At 70.1% G+C, this 21,371-nt stretch carries 18 protein-coding genes and 1 pseudogene; 4 read left to right on the forward strand and 15 right to left on the reverse strand.

Annotated features, from left to right (window positions below):
* Positions 1 to 638 precede the first annotated feature (638 nt).
* Positions 639 to 1,862, forward strand: a complete 1,224-nt coding sequence (locus DNK56_RS26555) for an IS701 family transposase (RefSeq protein WP_446750396.1) — start codon at positions 639 to 641, stop codon at positions 1,860 to 1,862.
* Positions 1,863 to 2,491: 629 nt separating this feature from the next.
* Here DNK56_RS26555 and DNK56_RS26565 read toward each other — a convergent pair.
* The 13 genes and pseudogenes from DNK56_RS26565 to DNK56_RS26625 all read right to left on the reverse strand — a co-directional run bounded on the left by DNK56_RS26565 (position 2,492) and on the right by DNK56_RS26625 (position 15,962).
* Positions 2,492 to 4,137, reverse strand: a pseudogene (locus DNK56_RS26565) (VWA domain-containing protein).
* Complete coding sequence (locus DNK56_RS26570; RefSeq protein ID WP_199563696.1) at positions 4,134 to 5,279, reverse strand: AAA family ATPase; 1,146 nt, start codon at positions 5,277 to 5,279, stop codon at positions 4,134 to 4,136. The pseudogene DNK56_RS26565 and the gene DNK56_RS26570 overlap by 4 nt, the downstream one beginning before the upstream one ends.
* A gap of 194 nt (positions 5,280 to 5,473) precedes the next feature.
* Positions 5,474 to 5,692 (reverse strand): hypothetical protein, encoded by a 219-nt coding sequence (locus tag DNK56_RS26575; RefSeq protein ID WP_111338333.1) that lies wholly within the window; start codon positions 5,690 to 5,692, stop codon positions 5,474 to 5,476.
* A 34-nt stretch (positions 5,693 to 5,726) separates the two neighbouring features.
* The gene (locus DNK56_RS26580) at positions 5,727 to 6,350 is read right to left on the reverse strand and encodes a hypothetical protein (protein WP_199563614.1); all 624 of its coding nucleotides are present in this window, start codon (positions 6,348 to 6,350) and stop codon (positions 5,727 to 5,729) included.
* 71 nt (positions 6,351 to 6,421) lie between these two features.
* Positions 6,422 to 7,501 carry a hypothetical protein gene (locus DNK56_RS26585; protein ID WP_146615263.1) on the reverse strand — a complete coding sequence of 360 codons (1,080 nt, stop codon included), beginning with the start codon at positions 7,499 to 7,501 and terminating at the stop codon, positions 6,422 to 6,424.
* A gap of 175 nt (positions 7,502 to 7,676) precedes the next feature.
* A complete protein-coding gene (locus DNK56_RS36240) occupies positions 7,677 to 8,702 on the reverse strand; it encodes a hypothetical protein (RefSeq protein ID WP_241990093.1) in 1,026 nt (341 codons plus the stop codon).
* Between the two features lie 3 nt (positions 8,703 to 8,705).
* Positions 8,706 to 10,208 carry an ATP-binding protein gene (locus DNK56_RS26595; protein WP_111338335.1) on the reverse strand — a complete coding sequence of 501 codons (1,503 nt, stop codon included), beginning with the start codon at positions 10,206 to 10,208 and terminating at the stop codon, positions 8,706 to 8,708.
* Positions 10,209 to 10,232: 24 nt separating this feature from the next.
* Positions 10,233 to 10,685 (reverse strand): DUF6238 family protein, encoded by a 453-nt coding sequence (locus DNK56_RS26600; protein WP_111338336.1) that lies wholly within the window; start codon positions 10,683 to 10,685, stop codon positions 10,233 to 10,235.
* Between the two features lie 34 nt (positions 10,686 to 10,719).
* Positions 10,720 to 12,183 (reverse strand): SCO6880 family protein, encoded by a 1,464-nt coding sequence (locus DNK56_RS26605; protein WP_111338337.1) that lies wholly within the window; start codon positions 12,181 to 12,183, stop codon positions 10,720 to 10,722.
* Positions 12,184 to 12,320: 137 nt separating this feature from the next.
* Positions 12,321 to 13,703, reverse strand: a complete 1,383-nt coding sequence (locus DNK56_RS26610; protein ID WP_111338338.1) for an SCO6881 family protein — start codon at positions 13,701 to 13,703, stop codon at positions 12,321 to 12,323.
* Between the two features lie 28 nt (positions 13,704 to 13,731).
* On the reverse strand, positions 13,732 to 14,436 hold the full coding sequence (locus DNK56_RS26615) for a hypothetical protein (protein ID WP_111338339.1): 705 nt from the start codon (positions 14,434 to 14,436) through the stop codon (positions 13,732 to 13,734).
* Positions 14,436 to 14,744 (reverse strand): DUF6112 family protein, encoded by a 309-nt coding sequence (locus DNK56_RS26620; RefSeq protein WP_111338340.1) that lies wholly within the window; start codon positions 14,742 to 14,744, stop codon positions 14,436 to 14,438. The genes DNK56_RS26615 and DNK56_RS26620 overlap by 1 nt, the downstream gene beginning before the upstream one ends.
* 84 nt (positions 14,745 to 14,828) lie before the next feature.
* Positions 14,829 to 15,962 carry a C40 family peptidase gene (locus tag DNK56_RS26625; RefSeq protein WP_111338341.1) on the reverse strand — a complete coding sequence of 378 codons (1,134 nt, stop codon included), beginning with the start codon at positions 15,960 to 15,962 and terminating at the stop codon, positions 14,829 to 14,831.
* Positions 15,963 to 16,548: 586 nt separating this feature from the next.
* Here DNK56_RS26625 and DNK56_RS26630 point away from each other — a divergent pair.
* A complete protein-coding gene (locus tag DNK56_RS26630; RefSeq protein ID WP_111338342.1) occupies positions 16,549 to 17,295 on the forward strand; it encodes a DNA-methyltransferase in 747 nt (248 codons plus the stop codon).
* A gap of 99 nt (positions 17,296 to 17,394) precedes the next feature.
* Here the strand turns inward: DNK56_RS26630 and DNK56_RS26635 are convergent, their stop codons facing one another.
* Positions 17,395 to 18,330, reverse strand: a complete 936-nt coding sequence (locus DNK56_RS26635) for a DUF5655 domain-containing protein (RefSeq protein ID WP_199563613.1) — start codon at positions 18,328 to 18,330, stop codon at positions 17,395 to 17,397.
* A gap of 393 nt (positions 18,331 to 18,723) precedes the next feature.
* On the opposite strand from DNK56_RS26635, the gene dcm reads away from it, so the two are divergent.
* The gene (dcm, locus tag DNK56_RS26640) at positions 18,724 to 20,706 is read left to right on the forward strand and encodes a DNA (cytosine-5-)-methyltransferase (protein WP_111338343.1); all 1,983 of its coding nucleotides are present in this window, start codon (positions 18,724 to 18,726) and stop codon (positions 20,704 to 20,706) included.
* On the opposite strand, the gene DNK56_RS26645 is transcribed toward dcm, so the two are convergent.
* Positions 20,621 to 21,115, reverse strand: a complete 495-nt coding sequence (locus DNK56_RS26645) for a very short patch repair endonuclease (RefSeq protein WP_111338344.1) — start codon at positions 21,113 to 21,115, stop codon at positions 20,621 to 20,623. The two genes, dcm and DNK56_RS26645, sit on opposite strands and share 86 nt — an antisense overlap.
* Before the next feature lie 54 nt (positions 21,116 to 21,169).
* Here DNK56_RS26645 and DNK56_RS26650 point away from each other — a divergent pair, with 54 nt between their 5' ends.
* A complete protein-coding gene (locus DNK56_RS26650; RefSeq protein WP_111338345.1) occupies positions 21,170 to 21,358 on the forward strand; it encodes an AbrB/MazE/SpoVT family DNA-binding domain-containing protein in 189 nt (62 codons plus the stop codon).
* The last annotated feature ends 13 nt before the right edge of the window (positions 21,359 to 21,371 follow it).

A 21,371-nucleotide genomic window follows, 5' to 3' on the forward strand; every position in this document is an offset into this window, starting at 1 on the left:
CTTCGGGGGAATGCTGTCCGCGAAATCAAATCCGTGATGATTCTGAGAACTCACATCGCATGTAAACTTTGGCGGTACCGTGTAGCTACACGCCACCGCGACACATGACGCGTTGGAGTGCGGGTAGGGGGCGGAACCTGCTGGTTGCAGGCCCCGCCCCACGCTGCAGCTGCCGGTGCTACGAGAGCGGGATCACCAGGTCGAGGGTGAACTCAATCATGGTGAGAATGAAAACCCAGCGCTCGTAGTCCGGCCGCTCATTGTCGATCATTGCTGCTCCAAGACGCCCCCTCTGGGGTCAGGACGGGGTCCTGCCGGTCGGGCGGGGCATGGTCCTCCCGTACCGCGGTCGGGAGGCATAGCAGCGCTGTCACAATGAACACCGCGATCGCGACTCTAGAACGCGCCGGGGCTCAGTGACGGGGATTCCCGAAATTAGTCCATGCCCCCGTGATTTTGACCGAGTTGGGGGCCGGGCGTGCTAGTACTCCAGCAGGATTTTGGTGTCTGACCTGGTCTTTCGCCGGGTGGCGGGAGTGTAGCGGTATGTCGGTCGTGCAGGGGCGGTCTCACGGGGACCGCCCCTCGATCGTGCGACAACGCCGCTGGTAGTGACAGCGGCGGGGCAGCCTCCGAGGGTGATCACCGAGCATGCTGCCGCGCAGTGGGACCTCGAACTGGACGATCTCTTTCTGACCATCGGGCACCGTTTCGGCCGGGTCGAGCTCCGCCGCCGGATGCGTGACTACGTCCGCGGGCTGCTCGCTCCGGTGGCCCGCAAGAACAGCTGGCAGCTGGCTGAACAGGCTGGCCACCGCACACCCAACGGCCTTCAGCACCTCCTCGCCGGAGCGAAGTGGCGGCCCGACGACATCCGCGACGACCTGCAGGAATACGTCGCACACCAGCTCGGCGAGGCCGACGGCGTCCTGATCGTCGACGACACCGGGTTCATCAAGAAGGGCACCACCTCAGCCGGGGTCCAGCGCCAGTACTCCGGAACCGCCGGCCGGACCGAGAACTGCCAGATCGGCGTCTTCGCCGCCTACGCCACAACCCGCAGTCGGGCCCTGGTCGACCGCGAGCTCTACCTCCCCAAGTCCTGGACCGAGGATCGTGAACGCTGCCGCACCGCGAAAGTACCTGACGAGCGGGAGTTCGCCACCAAGGGCGAACTGGCCCAGCACATGGCGCTGCGGGCCCTCACCTCGCCGCTGCCCATCGCCTGGGTTACCGCGGATTCCGCCTACGGCCAGGACAACCGATTCCGCCGACTGCCGGAGCAGTCGGGCGTCGGCTACGTGCTCGCTGTACCCAAGTCGCAGTTCAGCGTGGGCTGTTCACGGATCGAGGGTCTGTTCGCGCAGGCCCCGGACGAAGCATGGGAGAAGCTCTCCTGCGGCGACGGAGCGAAGGGGCCCCGTGTCTACCACTGGGCAGCGGTGCGACTGCCGGCCGTCGCCGAGTTCGACTACCAGGGCGAGGTCCCCTACCGGATGCGGTGGGCACTGGCCCGCCGCAGTATCAGCAAGCCCGAGGAGATCGCCTACTTCCTCGCTTACGCGCCCCTGCACGTCACCGTCCAGGAGCTGGTGCGGGTCGCCGGGGCACGCTGGGCGATCGAGGAGTGCTTCCAGGCCGCGAAGAACGAGTGCGGCCTGGACCAGCACGAGGTCCGCCGCTACACGGGCTGGTATCGGCACATCACTCTGGCCATGCTCGCGCACGCCTTCCTGGCCGCCACGGCACACCAGGCCGGGGAAAAGGGGGCGGAACGGGTGGGACGGCCGGGGCCGTCGGGCTCACAGTGGCGGAGGTTCGGCGACTCCTGGCAGCTTGTCTTCCCCGGCCCCCGCACCTGAGCGGACACCGCGGCCTGCACCACGCGCTGAACTGGTCGAACTGGCGCCGCCGACGCCAAGCAGTCGCCCGCCGCTGTCACTACCAGCGGCGTTGTCTCACGATCGAGGGGCGGTCCCCGTGAGACCGCCCCTGCACGACCGACATACCGCTACACTCCCGCCACCCGGCGAAAGACCAGGTCAGACACCAAAATCCTGCTGGAGTACTAGGCAGGACCTACCGAAGGTATGTAGCCAGAGGGCGTTGCCAAGGCTGACGGGGGCGCTGAGGCCGGTGCCCGCGAGGGTCTCCGAGCGTTGCGGACACGAGTCAGTAGGGGTTCTCGGTGGGCCTGGTCGATCCACCATCCTGCTCGGGTCACGGTACGCGCGGCCCCTTCGATCTTCTGCCACTGCGTCTCGGTGGTTTCGCCTTCGAGGATGTGGGCGGTGTAGGCGGCGACGAGGAGCTGATGGCGGCAGCGGACAGCCCAGGCGACAGCCCGGTCGGTGCCGTCCAGAAGCCAGCCCGCCGGTCTGCCAGCCGGACGGACAGGCCGCGTTCGTCGTGGTGTCCGCATGAGTAGGAGACCGGCCAAATGGCCTTCATTGCCACGTGATTGTTCTTGCCTTCTGTCTTCCATGTCGTGTCAGCGTGTCCTGCGGATGGCGTCTGTGGCCGCTGCGGCGATGGCGGCGGGAGCGCTGGAGGGCTGGGGTAGGTGCAGCAAGGTGGTCCCTGGCAGGTGAAGGGACTCCGGGGTGAGGGTGAGCTGGAGTACGGCGCAGCCGGCGGTCGTGAGTTGCTTGACGCGGGTGACGGCCTCGGCTGTTTCGTCGCTGTCGTACCAGGCGTCGGTGACGATCACGAGGAGGCGGCCGGCGCCGGGGCGGCTGAGGTCGAGGCCGTGGTCGAGTGCGTCGATGGCGGCGCCGAGGTTGTGGCTGCAGCCGCTGGCATCGAACGTCGTCACGCGTTCCGGTGCGCGGTGGGTGGGGCGGGTCAGTGCGGTCAGGTGCCTGTCGTAGGCGATGGTGGCGGTACGGGAGCCGGGGCCGGTCAGGGCTGCTGCGCGTGCCACGATCCAGGCGGCGGATGCGACGGGTGCGCAGGCGGCGCTCATGGAGCCGGAGACATCGACGGCGATCCCCACACGTAGTGGTGGGTTGGGGGAGGTGCGTCGGCGGGTGTGGGTGAACGGCTCGGCGGTGGGTAGCGATCCGGCGGCGCGCTGGGCGTCGCGGGCGAGGGCGCGACCCATGTTGAGGCGGCCGGGCGGGGTGGGGCTGGTGGTTCGTTCCTCGACACGCTCTTGGCGGTGGCGGCTGCTTTGCGTCGCCGGCCGGCCCGCTGGGCGCGGTCCTCAGCCTGCGCCTTGGACTTCGCCTCCATGGCGCTGTCCGCCGCAGACTGTGCCGCGAGGTCGGCGGCGTCGGTGGCCGCCGTACTGTCCATGACGGCGCCCACGGCGCTGGACAGCAGATCGGTGAGGTTCGCGGGCACGGGTCGGGCGGGGGCCGCGGCGTCCAGAGCGTCGCACCACTCCTGCCCGCGCGTGAGCATGGCCGTGGCGTCGTGGTCGGCGCACCGGTGAGCCGCGGTCCAGATGCGGGTGAGGGTGGTCAGCAGATCGGCGCCCAGCACCGATTCGCACAGATCGGCGACGGCGCGGGTTTCGCCGGCGTCCAGGACGCCGACGTCACGGCGGCCGAGGATCAGGGCCGCCACGGCGGCGGCGTGCTCGACGCCCTGAAGGGTCGGGTTGGCGATGTCGGGCATCACCAGGGTCCGGGCACTGGTGCGCAAGTACCGGCGGTCCGTGGGCCGCGTGACCAGGTGGGCGCCCTCGACCCGGCTCTCCTCCAGCAGGAGCGCGGCCTCCACGACACGGGGGTCCGCTCCGGCAGGCGCCAACCAGACGGAGTGGGCCGCGTGCGCGGCCTCGTGGACGAACACACCCCAGGCGGCGGGATACCGTTCCTCGTCGCCCACGATCCGCGGATGGATCTCGTGGGGCTTCAGCGGGGTGAACAGGCCGGCGTCGAACTCGACCTCGCCCAGAGTGGGGAAATAGGCGGCCGGTGCGCCGCTGCGCGTGCCGGGGCGGCAGGTGACGAGGAGGTCCTGGCGGCCGGAGAGGGCGACCAGCCGGTCGCCGAGTTCGGCTCCGACACGCAGCCACGCATCCGGGGAAGTGCGGGGTTGCGCGGGCGGGGCGCCGTCGTCGTCCCATCGCGCGAGGTCGGCGTCGTCGTCCGGCGTGGTGGCGGCCTGCACATGGTGGTGAGCGCTCATCGCGAGCGGCCCCGGTGCGCGGAGCCGGCGCTGCCCGCAGGCTGCCGGGCGGCGGAGGCGGGGAGTTGCTTGCCGAGGGTGAGAGGAGCGATCCTCTTGACGCCGACGGTCTTGGTGACGGCGTCGGCGACGGCATCGCGATCCTCCGGAGGGGCGATGCCGACCAGGTTCGCGAGCGCGGCCTTGGTGCCGAGGACAGCCTCGGTCTTCTGGTAGCTCAGCAGCTCGCGCAGCTGGGGGGCCCAGCCCAGCTCGCCGAGTTCGACCTGGCGGGCGAGGTGCCGGGCGACCCGGACCACCCGGGCATCGATCTTCAGCGCCAGGGCGAGGTCGTAGTCCGTGCCGATCTGGATCTGCACGCTGAACCGGGACGACAGCGCCTCCGTCAGCACCGCCCCGTGGACGCCGGGATTGTGGCCCGCTACCACGTAGAAGCCCGGCTCGGCCTTGATGGTCTCGCCCTTGTGGGCCTTGACCTGGATCTGCCTGCGCCCGTCCATCGCCGGATACAGCGCCGCCAGGACCATCGGTGAGATCAAGGTGGCATCGTCGATCAGCAGGGCGCGGCCCTCGGCCATCGCCGTGACCAGCGGACCGTACTGGAAGACGTAGCCTCCGCTGTCGGCCTGTGTGTACTCGCCGATCAAGTCGCCGACCGTGGTGTCGCCGTCACCTGCGACGGTGAGCAGGTCCGGGAACGCCGCCTCGACCAGACTCGTCTTGCCGGTGCCCGGGGGGCCGTAGAGCAGCACCGGCACGTCAGCGTCCCGCAGACGGTGCAACGCCTCGACGTCGGGCAGATCGGCCAGCTCCCGGGGGTGGTAGAGCTGGCCCCCCGCACGACGGATCGGCCCCGTCTGCCGGGGCTTGGTGGCTGCGGGCATGGTCGTGCGGGCGGTGGCGGCCTGGGCGCGGGGAGAGTGGGTGCCCGGTGGGCTGATCACAGCGCTCTGCGCGGCTGCGGCAGTCTTCGCGTTCGCACGGAACTTCGGCTGCCCGGTGCCGGCGCCTTGGTCGGCTTCGCCGCGTGTGACCAGGGTGAGGGCGGCGTTGCGGACGGCGCCGTGGGAGTGGCCAAGCTGCCTGGCCATGTCGCCGATGGTGAGCGTGTCCGCCGGCCGGTCAGCCAGAAGCCTGGCCACCTTGGCCCGCAATTCGCCGCCCTTGGTGCGTGCCGGGCTGGTAGGCGTTCCGGGTGTGGTCAAAACGAGGCCCCTTCAACAGGTATGGCTTTGGAACGGAGTTGGTGATGTCCTGGAGAGGCTGGCCGCTCCGGAGCGGGTCACGGGCTGTGCCGGCATCGGAGGCCGGGCCAACCGGGGCGTACCGGCGTCGCTCACCGGTCGGCCGAGGTCGCGGTCCAGGTGCACGGGGAGGCCGGCGATGAGCAGTTCGCCGGCTGCCAGGGCGGCCCGATTGGCTCCGTACCGGGGTCCGTCGCTCGACAGACGCAGGTCGGCGCCTCTTCGAAGCCGTCCTGGAGCAGGATCTGCCGGGCGGCGTTGTTGTAGCTGGTGGTGGTGATTTCGCCGGTGATGGCGTGCCGGATCGGCATGAACGGCTCTGCTGCTTGGGGCAAGGCGGAACTCCTATCGGTGGTGGCGGGAAGCGGTGGCGGACTGGCCGTGAGGCACGGTGGTGGTGCGGCTTGCGGTGGATGGCTCGTGGAGGCTGCGGTGTCGCGCTGTCACATCACGGGCGAGGCCGGGTTCGACTGCGGCTTGGAGACCGGATCGGGACACGGCCACGGTGGCGGCGGCGACCCTGGCCAGGGCCTCGCTGCGTTCTGTCGCCGCAGGCAGGGAGTACACGCCGAGCCGGGAGTCGAGGCTCCACCCGTGCTCCTCCAGGAGTCGGCGGCTTTCGCGTTCGGAGAAGGGCGGCCCGGTGGCCGCGATGATGCCGAGCCCGTCATGCTCGACGAACGCGATGTCCGGACCGGTGTCGGCGGGGGTGGGGTCGAAGGCGGCGTCCACGTCGATGAGGTAGCCGGCGGCGCGGAGTGCCGAGATGGCGCGGAGGGTGCGGCCGTGCCCGTCACGCTGCTGGTCGGCCAGAGCGAAAAGAGTCGGCTGGCCGGGGACGTGGTGGAAGCCGTGATGCTGCAACGCCTGCTCGATGTCGGGACCTTGCGTGGGGCTCGCGGCGACGATGCCGTGGAGCGGGTGGTGGCCGACGGCGATGTCGGGGAGCGTGTCGTAGTGGGTGGGCATGGTATGGACCATCCGATCCGGGCTGAGGGACGAGGAAGGGCTGCGCGCGGTGCGGCCGAGTGTTGATGGGCCTATCGGCGTCGTGTGGTGCCATCCGGGGGCGCCGGGGGTGGGGTACGGCTGTTCGGGGATGCGGGCGTGACTGCTGTGGGGTGGTGCTGAGCGGTGGCTGGTGAGGATGCGCGTGCCGCCCGGGCCCGGGGCGTGGATGCGGTCCGAGCGGCTGAAGCCTGTGGTGTGCTGGGGCGTTCGGCGGCGCTGTCGGCCATGTCCGACCCGAGCCCGAGCAGCTTGATCATCTGGAGCTGGAGATGTTCGGCGGTGTCGCGGAGACGCATGGCGTGTGCGGCGGGCCGGCCGAGGTTCTCCCAGGTGGCGGCGGTTGCGTTGAGGATCTCGACGACGTGCCGGAGCACGCCGTCGACCGGATCGGTGACCTCGCTCAGGGAGGCGAGCACCTGCCGCGTATGCGTCGCCGCCTCGACGGTCCCGGCCAGTTCACCGAGCCGGTCGCCAAGGCTGGGCTCGTCCGTCCACGCCGTCTCGGGTGACCGGAGCAGCGAGTCGTCGTACGACGTCGGGACGTCCACCTCGCCCAGTCGGTCCAGGGCCCAGGTCACCGCCCGCTGTTCCTCGGCCGGGGCGAGGGTGGAAGGCAGCCGGTAGTGCTGTTCGCCATCGTGGACTTCACCAGGGAGGAACCCTGCCTGCTGAAGAAACGTGTGGGCGGCGTGTTGCTTGGCCAGCCGCTCCTGTTCGGGGCTCGGTGGTGCTCCGGTGAGGTCCAGACGCTCGTTGATGAAGGCGAGAAGCTTGGGAATGGACGCGCCGTTTCGAGCGTGCGGGCCGTCGGGCGCGGAGTCGTAGATCACCTCCTCGCGGGAGTCCGCGTCGCGGTGCAGCACGGTCCAGCTGTCGGGTCGGCCCGGTGGGTGTTCGGTGGAGGGTTCCTGGGGCGGCGAGATGATCAGTTCGCTGCCGTCGGGGAAGCCGGCGTGGACGTAGTAGTCGCTGAGGCCGAACTCGGCGGTGCACTCGACCCAGCGCCGCCTCAAGGGCGCGGTGATCGGCGAGAGGCCGTGTTCCAGCCGCGGGTCGGGAGAGGCGACAGGCTTCGGTTCGGACCAGTTGAGGCGTGCCTTCACCCGCAAGCCTTCACGGTAGAGGGTCACCAAGGGGTTATCGATGTGCATGGACGGCTCCTGTGGGCTGGCTCAGGCACCGGGCCTGGGCGGATTGCGGGGATCGCCGGACCGTCGGCGTGCTAGGAGGATTCCGGTGTGAGGCCGGTTTGGGAGTGCCGCCGGTCAGTGATACGGGCCGGGGTCAGCGCGAACGGCGCGGTGCCGGAGGCAGTACCGGCGGTGCCGGCGAAGAAGGGGCCGGACCGGTGTGCGACGGGGACGCTGATCGTGTCAGGGCGGCGTCGCGGCGCAGGTCCCCGGCCCGGCGCTCGGTGTCTGCCCGGCTGAGCAGGTGGTCGGCGGCTCGGACCAGCGCAGGACCCTGACGGATCAGCTCGTCGGCGTAGTGCCAGCCCTCCGAATCGCGGATCTCGCGGGCCTGATCCTCGTACAGCTCGCGTGAGCCGGGCTGGGAGCCGTCCATGAGCGCCACGACCTGATCCCACTCGGTCTGGAGTGCCTGCGCCCGCTCCAGGGTGGTGTCGATTCCTCGCATCCTGCGCAGGTCTGTGCTGGCGGGGCCGTGGTCGTAGTCGCGGCTGGTGGCGGCTTCGCGGGTGTGGGCCAGGACGCGGGGGCCGTGGGCGATGAAGGTCTCGACGTGTGTCCAGGCGGAGGCGTCGCGGGCGACCTTTCCGTCGGCGTAGACCTTGTCGTCGATGGGCCAGCCCTCGGCGTCGCAGAGGGTGCCGGAGATATCGTCCCAGTCGGCCGAAGCCTGAACGATGCCGGCCGCCGCTGCCCGCAGCGCCTGGATCTGAACGCGCAGTAGTGCCCTCCCATAGTCGGGGAGGAAGGCATCTTTCACCTCGGCCACGGCCCGCTCGGGATCGAGGTCGAGGGCCGCGAAGGCCGGTGCGGTGTGGCGGGTGAGGTCGAGGGTGCCCGTCGGGTCCGGGGGCCGAAGGGCTCCGAGGACCAAGCCGGGGTCGTCCGAGCGGTGCGTGGGAACGGCGATGAGCCGGTCGTGGTCGGGCCCGGTGAGAACGACCACCTCGGTGACGGCACCTCCCCGGAAAATGCTGTCCAGCACGAGCTGGTCCCAGAGCTGAGAGCGGAAGCCGTCCGGGTCGGGAAGCATCCGGACGTGGGCGCCCCATCCGGGCATCTGGTCGGGCACGGCCTTGGCGAACTCGGTCAGGCAGTCCGAGTGACGGTCCGGCGGCATCGCCTACGCCCCCATTCGGGCGTCGGTGTCGAACAGGTCGCGCTCGGCAGGGTGGAGGAGGTGCTGGGTGATGAAGCTGCGGCCCGCGACCTTCCACAGCCCTCGCCCCTTGGTGAGGGCGGAGACGGCCTGGGTCTCGACGCCGGTGAGGCCGAGCAGGGAGGAGGCGGCGGCGAGCTGGTCGGGTTCCTGGCGGTAGATGATGCGGGTGGAGCAGTCGGCGAGGAGGCCCTCGGCCAGGACCCGGCCGCGCGAGCCGGCGTCTCCGGCGCTGAGCAGGTCGCTGAGGCGGTGAATGATCATGAGGTTGGCGATGCCGAGCCCGCGCGAGAGCTTCCACTGCGACTGCATCCGCTCCAGCAGGCCAACGTGCCGCATGACCCGCCACGCCTCGTCGTAGATGACCCAGCGCCGGCCGCCGTCGGGGTCGGCGAGCGCGGACTCCATCCACGCGCTCGCACAGGTCATGGCGAGGACCAGGGCGACATCCTCGCCCGTGCTGCCCAGGCGCGAGAGGTCGATGGACAGCATCGGCGTGGCCGGGTCGAAGGCGACGGTCGTGGGCGCGTCGAACATGCCGCTGAGGTCGCCGTGCACGAGCCGACGCAGGGCGTGGGCGAGGTCCTGCGCGGCCGGCCCCACGCGTCCGCTCTCGTCGCCGAGGGCCCGGTCGAGGCGCTCCGGGGAGCCGAGCGTGTGCGCGATGCCGCCGAGCAGCGGCACCGTTCCGGCGGCGTCGGCTTCGGCGACAACCAGGTCGAGGGCGACGTCCAGGGCTGTGTGCTCCATCGGCAAGAGGTCGCGCTTGAGGACTGTGCGGGCGAGGGCGGCCAGGAGCAGGAGCCGGCGCTTGCGTACCTCGCCCGCCCAGTCCTCCCCGCTCGCCGAAGCCGGGCGGGCCGGCGCGTCGAGCGGATTCAACCGTCCGGCCAGCCCCGGTCCGAGCGCGATGGTGTTGCCGCCGAGGGCCTCGGCGACGGCGGTCCACTCGCCCTTGGGGTCGCTGGGGACGTAGATGCGGTAGCCGTGGGCGATGGCGCGGGTGGCGATCGACTTGGCCAGCGCCGATTTACCCATGCCGATGATCCCGGCCAGGACTGCGTTTGGGTTGGTGAAGCCCTCGACCCGGCCGCTGCTGTACAGGGAGAACGGGTCGTAGCAGAACGCGGCCTCGGCGTGGACGTCCCGACCGATGAAGATGCCCTCGGCGCCGAGCCCGCCCTCGGCGAGGAAGGGGTAGGCGCCGGAAACGGTGGCGGTGGTCATGCGGTGAGCGGGCAGTCGCAGCGTGCCGCCGCGGCCGGAGGAGGGGCCGGGGCGGCCGGCGGGCGGGTATGCCGGCCGCACCTGCGGGTCGAGAGCTTCCTCGGTACGGGGCCGGGGCGTGGCCTGGGCGTTGCGGGCCTTGCGGCGTGCTTCGGCGAACCCGGACCGGGCGGAACGCTGCTGGGCGCGGGAGGTCTTGCGGGGGACGAACAGGTGAGAGGCGCTGGCGCGCGTACGCATGAACGTTTCTCCAGACGGGGCGGGTCAGTGGCGGGTGAGGCCGGTGAACGGGGCGTGCAGATCCGCCGGGGTGGTACGTCGGCGGACGAGGTGCGCGGCGCGTTGGTGGCGCTGGCAGACGGTCAGCGCTGGAGCGCCCTCGGGCAGCCCTGCCCGGCACGCTTCCGGCTCCGGCACTTCGCCCGTGCCGGGTCGCGGGGCTGAGTGGTAGGCGTGATGAAGGTGCTCGGCGGCCTGCCAGATACGAGTCCGGGCGGCGTGTAGGTGGTCGCCCTCGGCGGCGAGGAGGGGGCCGGTGCGGTGAGCGTGGGCGTCGAGGAGGCCGTGCAGGGAGACGAGGTGTTCGTGCAGGGTGTCCAGCTCGGCCCGGCCGGCTACAAGCGGGCCTGCGGGGATGTTGACCGAGCGGTGGAAGTCGAGCGCGGCGGTGGCGAAGGGCACGAAGTCCTGCGCGGAACGGCTGGGGGTGCGGGACATGGAGGTGCTCTTTCGGACAAGGAGGGATGCCGGGTCAGACGGCGAGGGCGAGCGGCATCGAGGCTGCGGTGAACGCCTCGGCCTGCTGCCAGGTCAGCAGACGCAGATCGAGCTGCGCGCCGACGGCCGCGGTCTCCACGACCGCGCACGCCGAACGAAGCTCCTCCTCGGAGTCGGCCGAGACGGTCAGCAGCCCGGTCAGGGCGACGTCCGCGTGCCCGGCGATCAGCTGGCGCTCACGAGCCTTGATGTCCTGGTACTCGATCGAGTCCGCCTCGGACTCGACCCGGCCCCGCCGGGAACGCTCGGCGGCATCCGCGATCACGCTGGCCTTCTTGCGCTGCACGTCCCGCAGCGCGGCATCCAGCCCCTTCGGCTCGTACGACAGCGAGAGCGTCCGCCGTACCCCGGCCGTGAACAGGAGCTGGTGCAGGAAGCCGGCCGATGTCTCCGTTCGCGGCCAGTTCTCCACCCAGTACGTGGCGTGGACGGCCGAGTCCGTCGCGATGTGGTCCGCCTTCTCCACCACCACGACCGGCCCGGCAGCAGACGGATCGGCTTCCGGCCGCGAACCGGCGGACCACCGGTCCAGCGCGGTCAGGGCCTTGGGGTCGTAGGCGGTGCGTACGACAGCGGCGATCTCTCGGGCGGTGAGCCAGCCGCTCGGATTGAGTCCTGCGGTACGGGCTGCCTGGTCGAACGTCGAAACGAGCTGGGACAGGACACTGAAGGAGCCGGTCAGCCCGCCGCCGGCCTGGTTGGCCAGGCGCCGTGTGGCCTTCGCGTCCAGAGACAGGGCGACGTACGCCTCGTGCGGCGCGGCAGCAGGACCCGCGCTCTGGATCAGCTCGGTGTAGATCGCTCCGGCGACGGGGGCGTCGGGGTTGCCGTGCTGCTCCCAGTAGCGGCGAAGGGCGTCCCCGGAGTCGGGGACGGTGCGCTCGATGACCTGGATGCGGGCGATGTGCCCCGTACGGGCGAGGGCGGCGAGGGTGCGTCCCCAGCCGTTGACGTTGGCGTGCTGGGTGCCGGGGTCGAGGAGCGCGTAGGCGCGGGAGGAGACCTTGACGACGGCGGTCAGGGAGCCGGTGTGGGGGTTGTGGACTGCGGCGTACCGGCCGTCGGGGGCGGTGACCACCCGCAGGCTGGCGGTGGTTCCGGGCAGGTGGAGGAGCCCTTCGCGTACGGGGCGCCGGGAGGGGCGGGTGAGCCAGACCAGTTGACCCCGCATCCGCCGCAGAAGGTACCGGGTGAGGACTGGGGCCCAGTCGGCCAGGGCGCGGCCTCGGTGGCGAACGAAGACCAGGAGGGCGATGACGGCCCACACGGGGATGAGTTCGAGGGCGCCGAGCACGCCGCGGGTGAGGATTACGGCGAGCAGGGACAGGCCGGTGAGGCCCGCGCCGATCAGCTGTGGGGCGGTCAGGCCGAGAAGGATGCCGCGCCTGCTGCGGTGCGGGAACTTCACGGTGGCTGTGGCCGGTGGGGTGTGGGACATGCTGGTTCCAGACGGTGGGAGTGGGCGGGGAGCGGGAAGGTCGGGGCTCTTGCGAACGTCACGACAGGTCTCCAATCGGAGGAGGGGGCTGGGCCGGGGCGGGCCGCTGGGGCGGCCCGCCCCTGGGCAGTGGTCGGTCAGGAGCCCGAGGGCGGCCGGTCGGATGATCCCGCCCAGTTCGATGGCGTCGGGGAACCGGTTGCCGAAGGGCCGGTCGAAGTCGGCGGGCCCGTGGCGTCGGGCGCTGTCCGGCCGGCACCCGACGTGCTGCCCGGCACCGAGGCGGTGAACGGGCCGGCGGGAGTTTCGTCCGGGCTGTCTTCCGGTTCGCCCCCGTCGGGGCGGTTGAGAAGCGGCGGGATTCCGGGGTGCTGGATCAGAGCCCGGCCCTTGTCGCCGGGGGCATCTGGGTCCTCGCCGTAGCGGAAGGCGGTCTGCGCCTTGGGCGGACCGGCGTCGATGCCTTCCTTGCTGAGGTTGCCGCCGGCGGGGTTGATGGTGGAGATGACACCATCGCTGCCCGCGCCGGGGACCTGGCCGGGGCCTTGCGGAGCCGCGGTGCCGGTGCCGGCCCGCATCGCGAGGCTGCCCGCGGTCTTCACGGCCCCGGCGGCGACCGCCATACCGGCCACACCGGTGCGGTGCAGGTCGTCGTGCCCACCGCCGTCGCTGGCCCAGTGAACGAACTTGTAGGTGGCGTACGGGCACAGCAGCACCAGGATCATCACGACGATGCCGGCCATCGCGTCCGACAGCGCGCTCATGCCGTCGTGCGCGTCCGACTTCCCGATCGCCGAGACACCGATCAGGAAGACGACCGTCATCAGCAGTTTGGACACGATGAGGGTGGCGGTCGCCTCGACCCAGCCGCGCCGCCACCGCTTCGCGACCTCCCACCCCCCGCCGGCCCCGGCGAACACGGCGAGCGTGACCAGGACCAGGACGCCGATCTTGCGGGCGACCATCACGCCCCAGTACATGAACGCGCCGATCGCGCATCCCAGAGCGACCAGGGAGGGGACACCCCAGCCCAGGCCGTACATGGCTCCCAGTTCACTGACCTTGATCACGCGGCGCACGGCGTCGTCGACGCTGGAGTTGGCGGCTTGGAACAGCCCGTCCGACAGGGCGTCGACGAGGGTGATGGCGACGGAGGTGAAGGCGATGGCGCAGAAGCTGAACAGGACGCCGGTCATGGTCCCGATGGCGGCCTGTGCCAGGGCGCGCTCGTCGCGGCGCCAGGCTGCGGTCATCAACTGGAGGCAGAACGTTCCCACGGTCAGGGCCAGGCCGATGGGGAGCAGGAGTTCGTAGTTGTCGCGGAACCACCCGGCGTTGAGGTCGATGGCCGTGGTGGTGTTGACGGCGCGGGCGGCGAGATCCGCGGCGCTGGCAGCCAGTTCACCCATCGATTTCGCGATCCACGCGCCGAGGCCGTCGGTGACGGCCCCGCCGGGGTTGGTCGCGAACTCGACGGTGCCGCAGATCTTGTCCATCAGGGGGATGTCGCAGACTCCCATGGAAGTACCTCCTTTCCGAGGTGAGGTGTCAGGGGGCGACGTACGGCATGACGCCGGCCAGAGCGCAGGGCTGTGAGGGCCGGCACTGCACGGCCAGGGTGGTGACGCGGCTCTCGGCGCCGCCGGCGGGAGAGCCCTTCCACGTGATCGTCTGCTTGCCGGAGACGGTCACGGCGTAGACGTACGCCTGCGTGAGCGTTCCCGGATCAGCCTGGAGCGCCTGGGCGAAGGCGTTCGGGAAGTGGCCCTCGTTGACCTTGGCGGTGGCGAACTGGCCGTTGGCGGCCATCTCCTTCCACAGCGCCGGCGGGGGAACGACCGCTTCGACCGACGCAAAATCGGCGTACTTCCTCTCCCTGGTCAGCCACCCGCGCAGCGCGGTGACCAACTCAGGCTGGGAGTAGGCACGGGTGTCGTACGACCACAGCGCCACGGCGGCGGCCTTCCCGAACGCGATGGGATCGTGCGTGTCCGGCGCAACCGGGAGACCGTGCGCGTGCCCGCTCGGCGATGGTACGCCCGACGGAGAACCCGCAACCGGAGAACGGAAGCCGGTCACCGGACCGGAGCGGGGAGCCGCCGACACGGCGGGTCCGGCAGATGCGCGGCTGTCGCGGGTGAGGTAGGCGACCAGGCCCGCCAGGACGACGAGGACCACCAGGACGGCAGCACCGAGCAGGGCCCGGCGGCGCACACCGGATGCACCGCCGGGGTTCGGGGAACGGTCGGACATCAGTGGACCTGCGATCCGAGCGTGCTGAAGAAGGCGATCACACCGTTCGCCGCGCCGAGCAGGAGAGCCGCGCCCGCGCTCACCAGCACACCCTTCTTGCCGTTGGCCTCGGCCTGGTGACCTCCCGAGTGGTGCCCCCAGGCCCACACGCCCGCGCTGACGGCGAGCGCACCGACCACGGCCACGAGGCCGAAGAGGTTGAGCGAACCCATCACCTGCTTGAGGACGGACAGGCCCGGCAGCCCGCCCTCGGCAGGCGTAATGCCGGGGTCGTAGGCGAGCCGGACGACCGTGTCGGAGAGAAGCATGGAGAACTCCAGTTCGAGTATTTGCACGCCGAAGCCCGCGAGGATGCGACGGCGATGCGAGAAATGGGGGGGAGGAGCGGCCGGTCAGACGAGGCGGCGGACCGCGAGGATCTGCGAGTTCCACGCCGCGACGGTGGTGATACGGACCACGTCACCGGTATGCGGGGCATGGACGATCAGGCCCTGGCCGATGGCCATACCAACGTGCTCGGGAGCCGTGGCCGTCCCCTCGGTGAAGATGAGGTCACCGGGCCGCAGCGCACCGACCGATACCGCTTTGCCGGCCTTGACCTGCCCGTACGTCGTGCGCGCCAAAGTGACGCCGCCCGCCTTGTACGCCTGCTGCATCAGCGACGAGCAGTCGCACCGGCCCATCAGGTCCAGGCCGTGGGCGGAAGTGCAGCTGCCGCCCCACTGGTACGGGGTACCGAGCTGGGCGAGCGCCCAGCGGATCGCCTTCCCTACCTCGACCGGAGCATCGGCCGGGACCGAGTAGCCGTCGGGGACCAGTCCGGGAGGGATGACCCCGAAGTCGTACCCGTCCCCGCCGGCCGGACAGCCGCCCACCGTACCGGCGGACACAACCAGGTCGGAGCCCTCGGGGCCCTCCCCAGAGGTAGCCAGCAGGGGCTCGATCGCCTGCTGCAGCGCCGTGGCCAGCGGCTCCCACTTCGCGTAGGCGTCCGGGAAGGCGGAGCGCTGTACTGCCTGGGCGGCCTGGGCGATCGACAGGGACTGCCAACCCGAGACCTTCTTGAGCGCCTCGTAGAACTTCGTCGCGGCGTGCACCGGATCAAGGATCTGCTCGGCGGTGCCCCAGCCCTGGGACGGACGCTGCTGGAAGAGGCCGAGCGAATCACGGTCGCCGTAGCGGAGGTTGCGCAGGCCGCTCTCCTGCAGAGCCGTTGCCAGCGCCACGACCTGGCCGCGGGCCGGGATGTTCATCGCGACGCCGGTCGCCTGAATCGTCCTGGCGTTGGGCACCTGCTCGGCCGGATCGGGCAGCCCCGGAACGGAGACCGCCTTCTCGCCGTCGTCACCGTCCAGGATCGACTTCACCTGAGAGGCGACGGCGGCGGGATCCACACCCTGTGAATCGCTGACGGCGCAAGGGGAAGCCGGTGAAGCCATTTCCGCCCCGATAGCGAGGACCGGAACAGCCAGGAGCAGCGGCCCGGATGCGGCCAGGCCAACGAGCGCTTTGGTCGTCGTCTTCATCAGAGCCGTGACTCGCAGCCGTGGCTGGGGAATTCAGGCGGCCGATACGAGGCCGGGTACGGAGAGGCAGGTGTGCCTGACATAGCAGAGGCTCCTCATAGAGGTTCGTAGGAGGCGCGGTGCCGATTCCCGTGCGAAGCCATCGGCACCGCGCCGATGTGAACTAGCCATCTCGGGTGGACCGGCGCGGGGGAGTTGGTAGCACCCTGGCGCCGGCCTCGAACGGCGCGGCAGCCAGCCGCGCTCGTAATCTCAGGAAGTGCACGCGGGTCTCCTTCAACCGTTCGCGACAGGTGGTCAACAGGCCGATCCGCGCGTGTCTCGGGACGAAAAGGCACGAAAGGCGCAGGTCAACCCAGGTGAGGAGGGGCCACACCGGTGCTGACGAGGCGAGACAGTAGGTCGCGATTCCGGCCGCACCAAACGGCCCTCAGCCCGGCTCACAGGGATCGCGCAGCTCGTTGGGCACGGCCGCAGTTCACGGCTAACGTCCGGCGCACCCCGCTCACCAGGACCGGCCGGCCCTGCGACCGTCCTGCCAGAGCAGGCTCCCCTTCCGCCGTGCCATCGAAAGAGGCCCCTGCGCATGAGCTACACGCTGCACCGAGGCGACGCCCTCACCGTGCTCAAGACCCTCCCGGACGAGAGCATCAACGCCGTCATCACCGACCCCCCGTACAACTCCGGCGGCCGTACCAGCTCGGAACGCACCGGACGCACCGCCCGCGCCAAGTACGTCACGAGCAACAGCGCGCACGACCTCGCCAACTTCCCCGGCGAGAACCGCGACCAGCGCTCCTACCGTTCCTGGCTCACCGAACTACTCACCGAGGCATACCGGGCCGCCACCGAGCACTCCGTCGCCATGATCTTTTCCGACTGGCGCCAGGAACCGACCACCACCGACGCCCTGCAGATGGCCGGCTGGACCTGGAGCGGCACCATCCCCTGGATCAAACCCGCCAGCCGCCCCCGCAAGGGCGGCCCGAAACAGGACTCCGAGTTCATCATCTGGGGCGTCAAGGGATCCCTCGACAACAGCCGCGACCTATACCTTCCGGGCCACTACATCGCCTCCCAGCCCCGCAAGGGCCGGGTCCACATCACCCAGAAGCCCGCCGAGATCATGCAGCAGCTCGTCCAGGTCTGCCCCGAAGGAGGCACCGTGCTCGACCCCTTCACCGGCAGCGGCTCCACAGGGGTCGCGGCCCTGCGCGAGGGACGCCACTTCGTGGGCGTCGAGCTGTCCGAGCACTACGCCGACGTCGCCGAGGAGCGGCTGCGGGCCGAACTGACGAAGGACGACTTCGAGCTGGCCGGACCGGAGGCATGATCGTGAGAGCGAAGAGAGGCCAGGGCCGGCGGTCCACAGACGCCAGAGGGGCGGCTGGAGCATCGACTAACCGATGCACCAGCCGCCCCTGCTGTTACGTCAGGCCGCCTCGAACGCCCGCCGGATCAGCGGCGCCGCCTTCTCCAGGTCGGCTGCCGAGACGACGCGGACCTCCAGGTCGCCGGTCCCGAGGTGTCCGATACCGCGCATGTCACGGGTGAAGCCCTCCTCCAACTCGACCGTGTTCGGGTCGAGTCTGAGGTACACCAGGATCGCCTCGTGCTTCGGACGGAAGATCACCGACGCCACGTTCACCAACCGCCGGTAGGCGATGTAGTGCCGCAGGGACGCCACCTCCACCTCGCCCCATGCCGTGAGCGCCTCGTCCAGTTCCGCGTACAGGTCCCGCAGGCACTCCGGCACCGCTCCTCCACCCGCAGGCGGAGAGACCGCCGAAGCCATCGGCACGCTGTCCGCCACGGGTGCCCGCTCCCGGCCCCGGCGAGAGGAGGCAGCGCTCGGGAAGCCGGTCGCGGAGTCCACGAGCAGCAGCCCCAGCAGGCCACCGTCGAAGATCCGGTAGCGCACCAGGTCGATCCGCTCGGGCAACCGCTGCACCGCCACCCGGTCGTGGTGCGAGAAGCCCGCCGCGATGCAGATCATCCGCGGACGACGCCAGTCGACGGACTCGGCCACCTCCGCCCCCAGCACCTTCCGTACAAGCGCCTCGAACTCGTGGTGCGCCGACTCCAGCCAGGACAGGTAGGAGACCGCCTGGGACATCACCCCGCTGTCCGAGCCCTTCTTGAACTCGATCACCACCGGGCTGCCGTTCTCATCGAGCCCCAGGGTGTCGATCCGCCCCCGGTGCCAGGGGCCAGTCGGATACTCCGATGCCAGGAAACGGACGCCCAGCATCTGCTCCAGGCCGGCCTCGACCCGCCGCTGAAGCTCCACCTCCAGCGCCACCGTCGAACCCGGCAGCTCCACGTCCCGCCCGTCCGCGTCCCGCCGGAACAACATCAGCTCGGCCACCAGCTCCCCCTCCCGCGATCTCTGTAGAGGGCAATCAAGGGGACGCTGCGCGTATTCCGCGTCGGGCAGGCAGCTCGACTACGGGATTGGCCGAGCGCAGGACGCGGGCATCACCCCGGGACGAGAACCGAGCCTGCGGAGGAGGCGATGACATAAATCTCGACTGGCGAGAGCTCTGATGGTCTTGTCAGTGTTTGTCCGTATGGTTGACCCTCTCCAGTGTTACTGGGGGGTTGCTTTCCAATACAGGGGTGGGTGCCGCGTAATATTCTCGGGGCGCCTGTGGCGTCCTAATCGATCCAGCCATCCGAGGTGGACGCCGGATTCTTGATCTTGCCAGAGGTTGTGTGATCTCCTGGTGCTCGTTCTTCTCGTCCGATGGAGGTTGGCGCAGTGCGCAGGCAGCACTATGGGGTGCCTCTGGAGCGGAGCGACTGTCTGGAGCTCAGGCGTCACAGGAACAGTTGCAAGCCCGAGAACTTCGGCAAGTGGCTCGGTGGCTTCGGTGCTGGCAAGCGTCTGGCCGTCGACCTCTTCTCCGGAGCGGGTGGACTGAGCCTCGGACTGGAGCGAGCCGGGTGGACGGTCGCAGCCGCGGTCGACTTCGACGAGCGCGCGCTCCAGACGCACGCTGCGAACTTCCCCGGCATGAGTCTCCACATGGATCTGGGTAATCCTGACGAGCGTGACAGGCTCGTCGAGATGCTGGCGCCCGCCAAGATCGATCTGGTGGCCGGAGGCCCGCCATGCCAGCCGTTCAGCAGGGCTGGCCGGAGCAAGATCCGCAGCCTCGTGGAGCATCACGGTCGTGATCCCCATGATCGCCGCAAGGAGCTGTGGAGCGCCTACCTCGACGTCGTGAAGCGCCTCCGGCCGCGTGCGGTCCTCATGGAGAACGTGCCGGACATGGGTCTCGGCGACGACTTCTTCGTGGTACGCACCATCGAGGAGCAGCTGGAGGACCTCGGATACGCGACGCAGGTCCGTCTCGTCGATGCGTGGAAGTACGGCGTTCCGCAGCACAGGAAGCGACTGATCCTGCTCGCGAGGAACGACGTGGAGCGCTTCTCGTGGCGGCAGGAGCTGGAGCACGATCAGCGGACCACGCTGCGTGACGCCATCGGTGACCTGCCGGTGCTGCCTGTCGTGCCCACCGAGCGTGTCGGGCAGCGCGAACTCCCGTACGAGGAACCGTCCGAGCTTTCCAAGTTCGCTCAGGACATGCGTAAGTGGGCGCGCAAGGACCGGGTGTGGGACCACATGACCCGACGGGTCCGGAAGGACGACGCGGAGATCTTCTCCAGCATGGACTCCAAGACCCTGTACTCGCAGATCACCCCGGAACTGCAGCGCTACAAGGCCGACCACTTCACGGACAAGTACAAGAAGCTCGACTGGTCGGACCTCAGCAGGTCGATCACCGCACACATCGCCAAGGACGGCTACTGGTACATCCACCCGGACCAGGACCAGCCGCGCACCCTCACCGTGCGGGAGGCCGCGCGAGTGCAGACGTTCCCGGACAGGTTCCGCTTCGCCGGGACGCGCAGTGACGCCTTCCGCCAGATCGGTAACGCTGTGCCGCCCCTTCTGGGCGAGGCTGCCGCGGAGGCCCTGCTGCCCGTAGTTGACGAGCAGCCGACCGAGGGGGGACTCCAGCCGCACTGGCGCACGGTGCGAAGGGATCTGACCGCCTGGGCCGAAGCACGGCGTGAGTCGGAGGACTGGTACCAGCTTCCGGGCAAGCAGATGTCCGGCTTGCAGGCCGCCGTCGTGGCCATACTGTCCGGGACCCGGATCCAGCCCGCGCAGCTGGCGGAGATGGTTGAGGCCGTGCGGGGGCAGACGTCCCTTAGCAAGGCCGCACTCGAGACGCTTACTGCGGCGGCGCCCTCCGAGGCTGCGAAGGCCCGGGTCGCCCGGCTCACTGCGGTGATCGACCAGTCGAGCGTCTGGGCCGACGAGGAGAAGGTCCGCGAGCAGTTGAAGCTGAAGCCGGCTGAGGCGACGGTGTACCGGCTGCTGGTCGGCGAGGACCTCCTGTGGGTCGGGCAGGGAGCGCTGCGCGTCGCCGCCCGTCTGCACGGCAGTGATTCGGATCGCACGAACAGGCTGAGCGACGGCCGAGTGGATCTGGTTAAGCTCGTCGGAGCCGGCGAGGACGCGCCTCTGCGTATGGCGGCGCTCCGGCTCATCGGAAGCAGCTTCTGCCGGGCCAAGGAGCCGCTCTGCGAGGTGTGCCCCCTGAGTAAGTACTGCGTCGCCAGGGAGAGGGTCTCGGGCGACCTGTTCACGGACGCGTTGACCGGTACCCACGGACGGGAGACGGTGCCGACCCAGGCTCGGAAGTCTGTTCGCACAACTGGGCGACGCTGAGCGCGGCGCGCTCGACGTCCGCCCGGATCTCGCACTCCCAGACACGGACTACGGTCCACCCAGCGGCCTCGGCTGCTGCGGTGTTCCGGCGGTCGCGCTCCTTGTTGGTCTCGATCTTCGCCTCCCACAAGGCGGCGTTCGGGCCGCGGAAGGTCTTCGGCCCGTGCACAGGACATCCGTGCCAGAAGCACCCGTCGACGAACACCGCCACGTCGTACCTGGGCAGGACGAAGTCCGCCGTGCAACGGGCAGCCACCTTGCGCTGTAGACGGAACCGGAGGCCGAGCCGGTGCACGGCACGCCGGAGGGCCACCTCCGGCTTCGTGTCGCGGGCGCGCCGACCGCGCAGATGGCCGCTCAGTTCCGTGCTGACCCACTGAGTGCTCGTGGTGTCCTCACGTGCTGCCATCCTCAGCCCCAGCCCGTCGTCGGCCTACGAGTGTGAGGGTGCCACACTCGTCCCATGCTTCGTGAACCTGCGGAACTCCGTGTCGACGATCAGGGGCGCGTCGAGCTCCCCATCGGCCTGCTCGCGGAGGCGGGCATCGCACCCGGGGCAGACCTCCTGGTCTTCAGCGACGGAGACGGACGGATCGTGCTCCGCCGCGCCGAGGACGCCATGAGGGACCTGGTCGAGCGCGGGGAGCTCTGAGAGCCGGGACGCG

Origin of the sequence: Streptomyces sp. AC1-42W, assembly GCF_003248355.1 — a bacterium.
Classification (GTDB): domain Bacteria; phylum Actinomycetota; class Actinomycetes; order Streptomycetales; family Streptomycetaceae; genus Streptomyces.

What these genes read in the sequence shown, in the direction of transcription:
- DNK56_RS26580 (WP_199563614.1), bottom strand. Translation starts at nt 6,350, where the DNA reads ATGCCCACCCACTACGACACGCTCCCCGACATCGCCGTCGGCCACCAC.
- DNK56_RS26630 (WP_111338342.1), top strand. Translation starts at nt 16,549, where the DNA reads ATGAGCTACACGCTGCACCGAGGCGACGCCCTCACCGTGCTCAAGACC.
- DNK56_RS26610 (WP_111338338.1), bottom strand. Translation starts at nt 13,703, where the DNA reads ATGGGAGTCTGCGACATCCCCCTGATGGACAAGATCTGCGGCACCGTC.
- DNK56_RS26600 (WP_111338336.1), bottom strand. Translation starts at nt 10,685, where the DNA reads ATGTCCCGCACCCCCAGCCGTTCCGCGCAGGACTTCGTGCCCTTCGCC.
- DNK56_RS26650 (WP_111338345.1), top strand. Translation starts at nt 21,170, where the DNA reads ATGCTTCGTGAACCTGCGGAACTCCGTGTCGACGATCAGGGGCGCGTC.
- DNK56_RS26575 (WP_111338333.1), bottom strand. Translation starts at nt 5,692, where the DNA reads ATGCCGATCCGGCACGCCATCACCGGCGAAATCACCACCACCAGCTAC.
- DNK56_RS36240 (WP_241990093.1), bottom strand. Translation starts at nt 8,702, where the DNA reads ATGCCGCCGGACCGTCACTCGGACTGCCTGACCGAGTTCGCCAAGGCC.
- DNK56_RS26645 (WP_111338344.1), bottom strand. Translation starts at nt 21,115, where the DNA reads ATGGCAGCACGTGAGGACACCACGAGCACTCAGTGGGTCAGCACGGAA.
- DNK56_RS26615 (WP_111338339.1), bottom strand. Translation starts at nt 14,436, where the DNA reads ATGTCCGACCGTTCCCCGAACCCCGGCGGTGCATCCGGTGTGCGCCGC.
- DNK56_RS26620 (WP_111338340.1), bottom strand. Translation starts at nt 14,744, where the DNA reads ATGCTTCTCTCCGACACGGTCGTCCGGCTCGCCTACGACCCCGGCATT.
- DNK56_RS26625 (WP_111338341.1), bottom strand. Translation starts at nt 15,962, where the DNA reads ATGAAGACGACGACCAAAGCGCTCGTTGGCCTGGCCGCATCCGGGCCG.
- DNK56_RS26605 (WP_111338337.1), bottom strand. Translation starts at nt 12,183, where the DNA reads ATGTCCCACACCCCACCGGCCACAGCCACCGTGAAGTTCCCGCACCGC.
- DNK56_RS26595 (WP_111338335.1), bottom strand. Translation starts at nt 10,208, where the DNA reads ATGCGTACGCGCGCCAGCGCCTCTCACCTGTTCGTCCCCCGCAAGACC.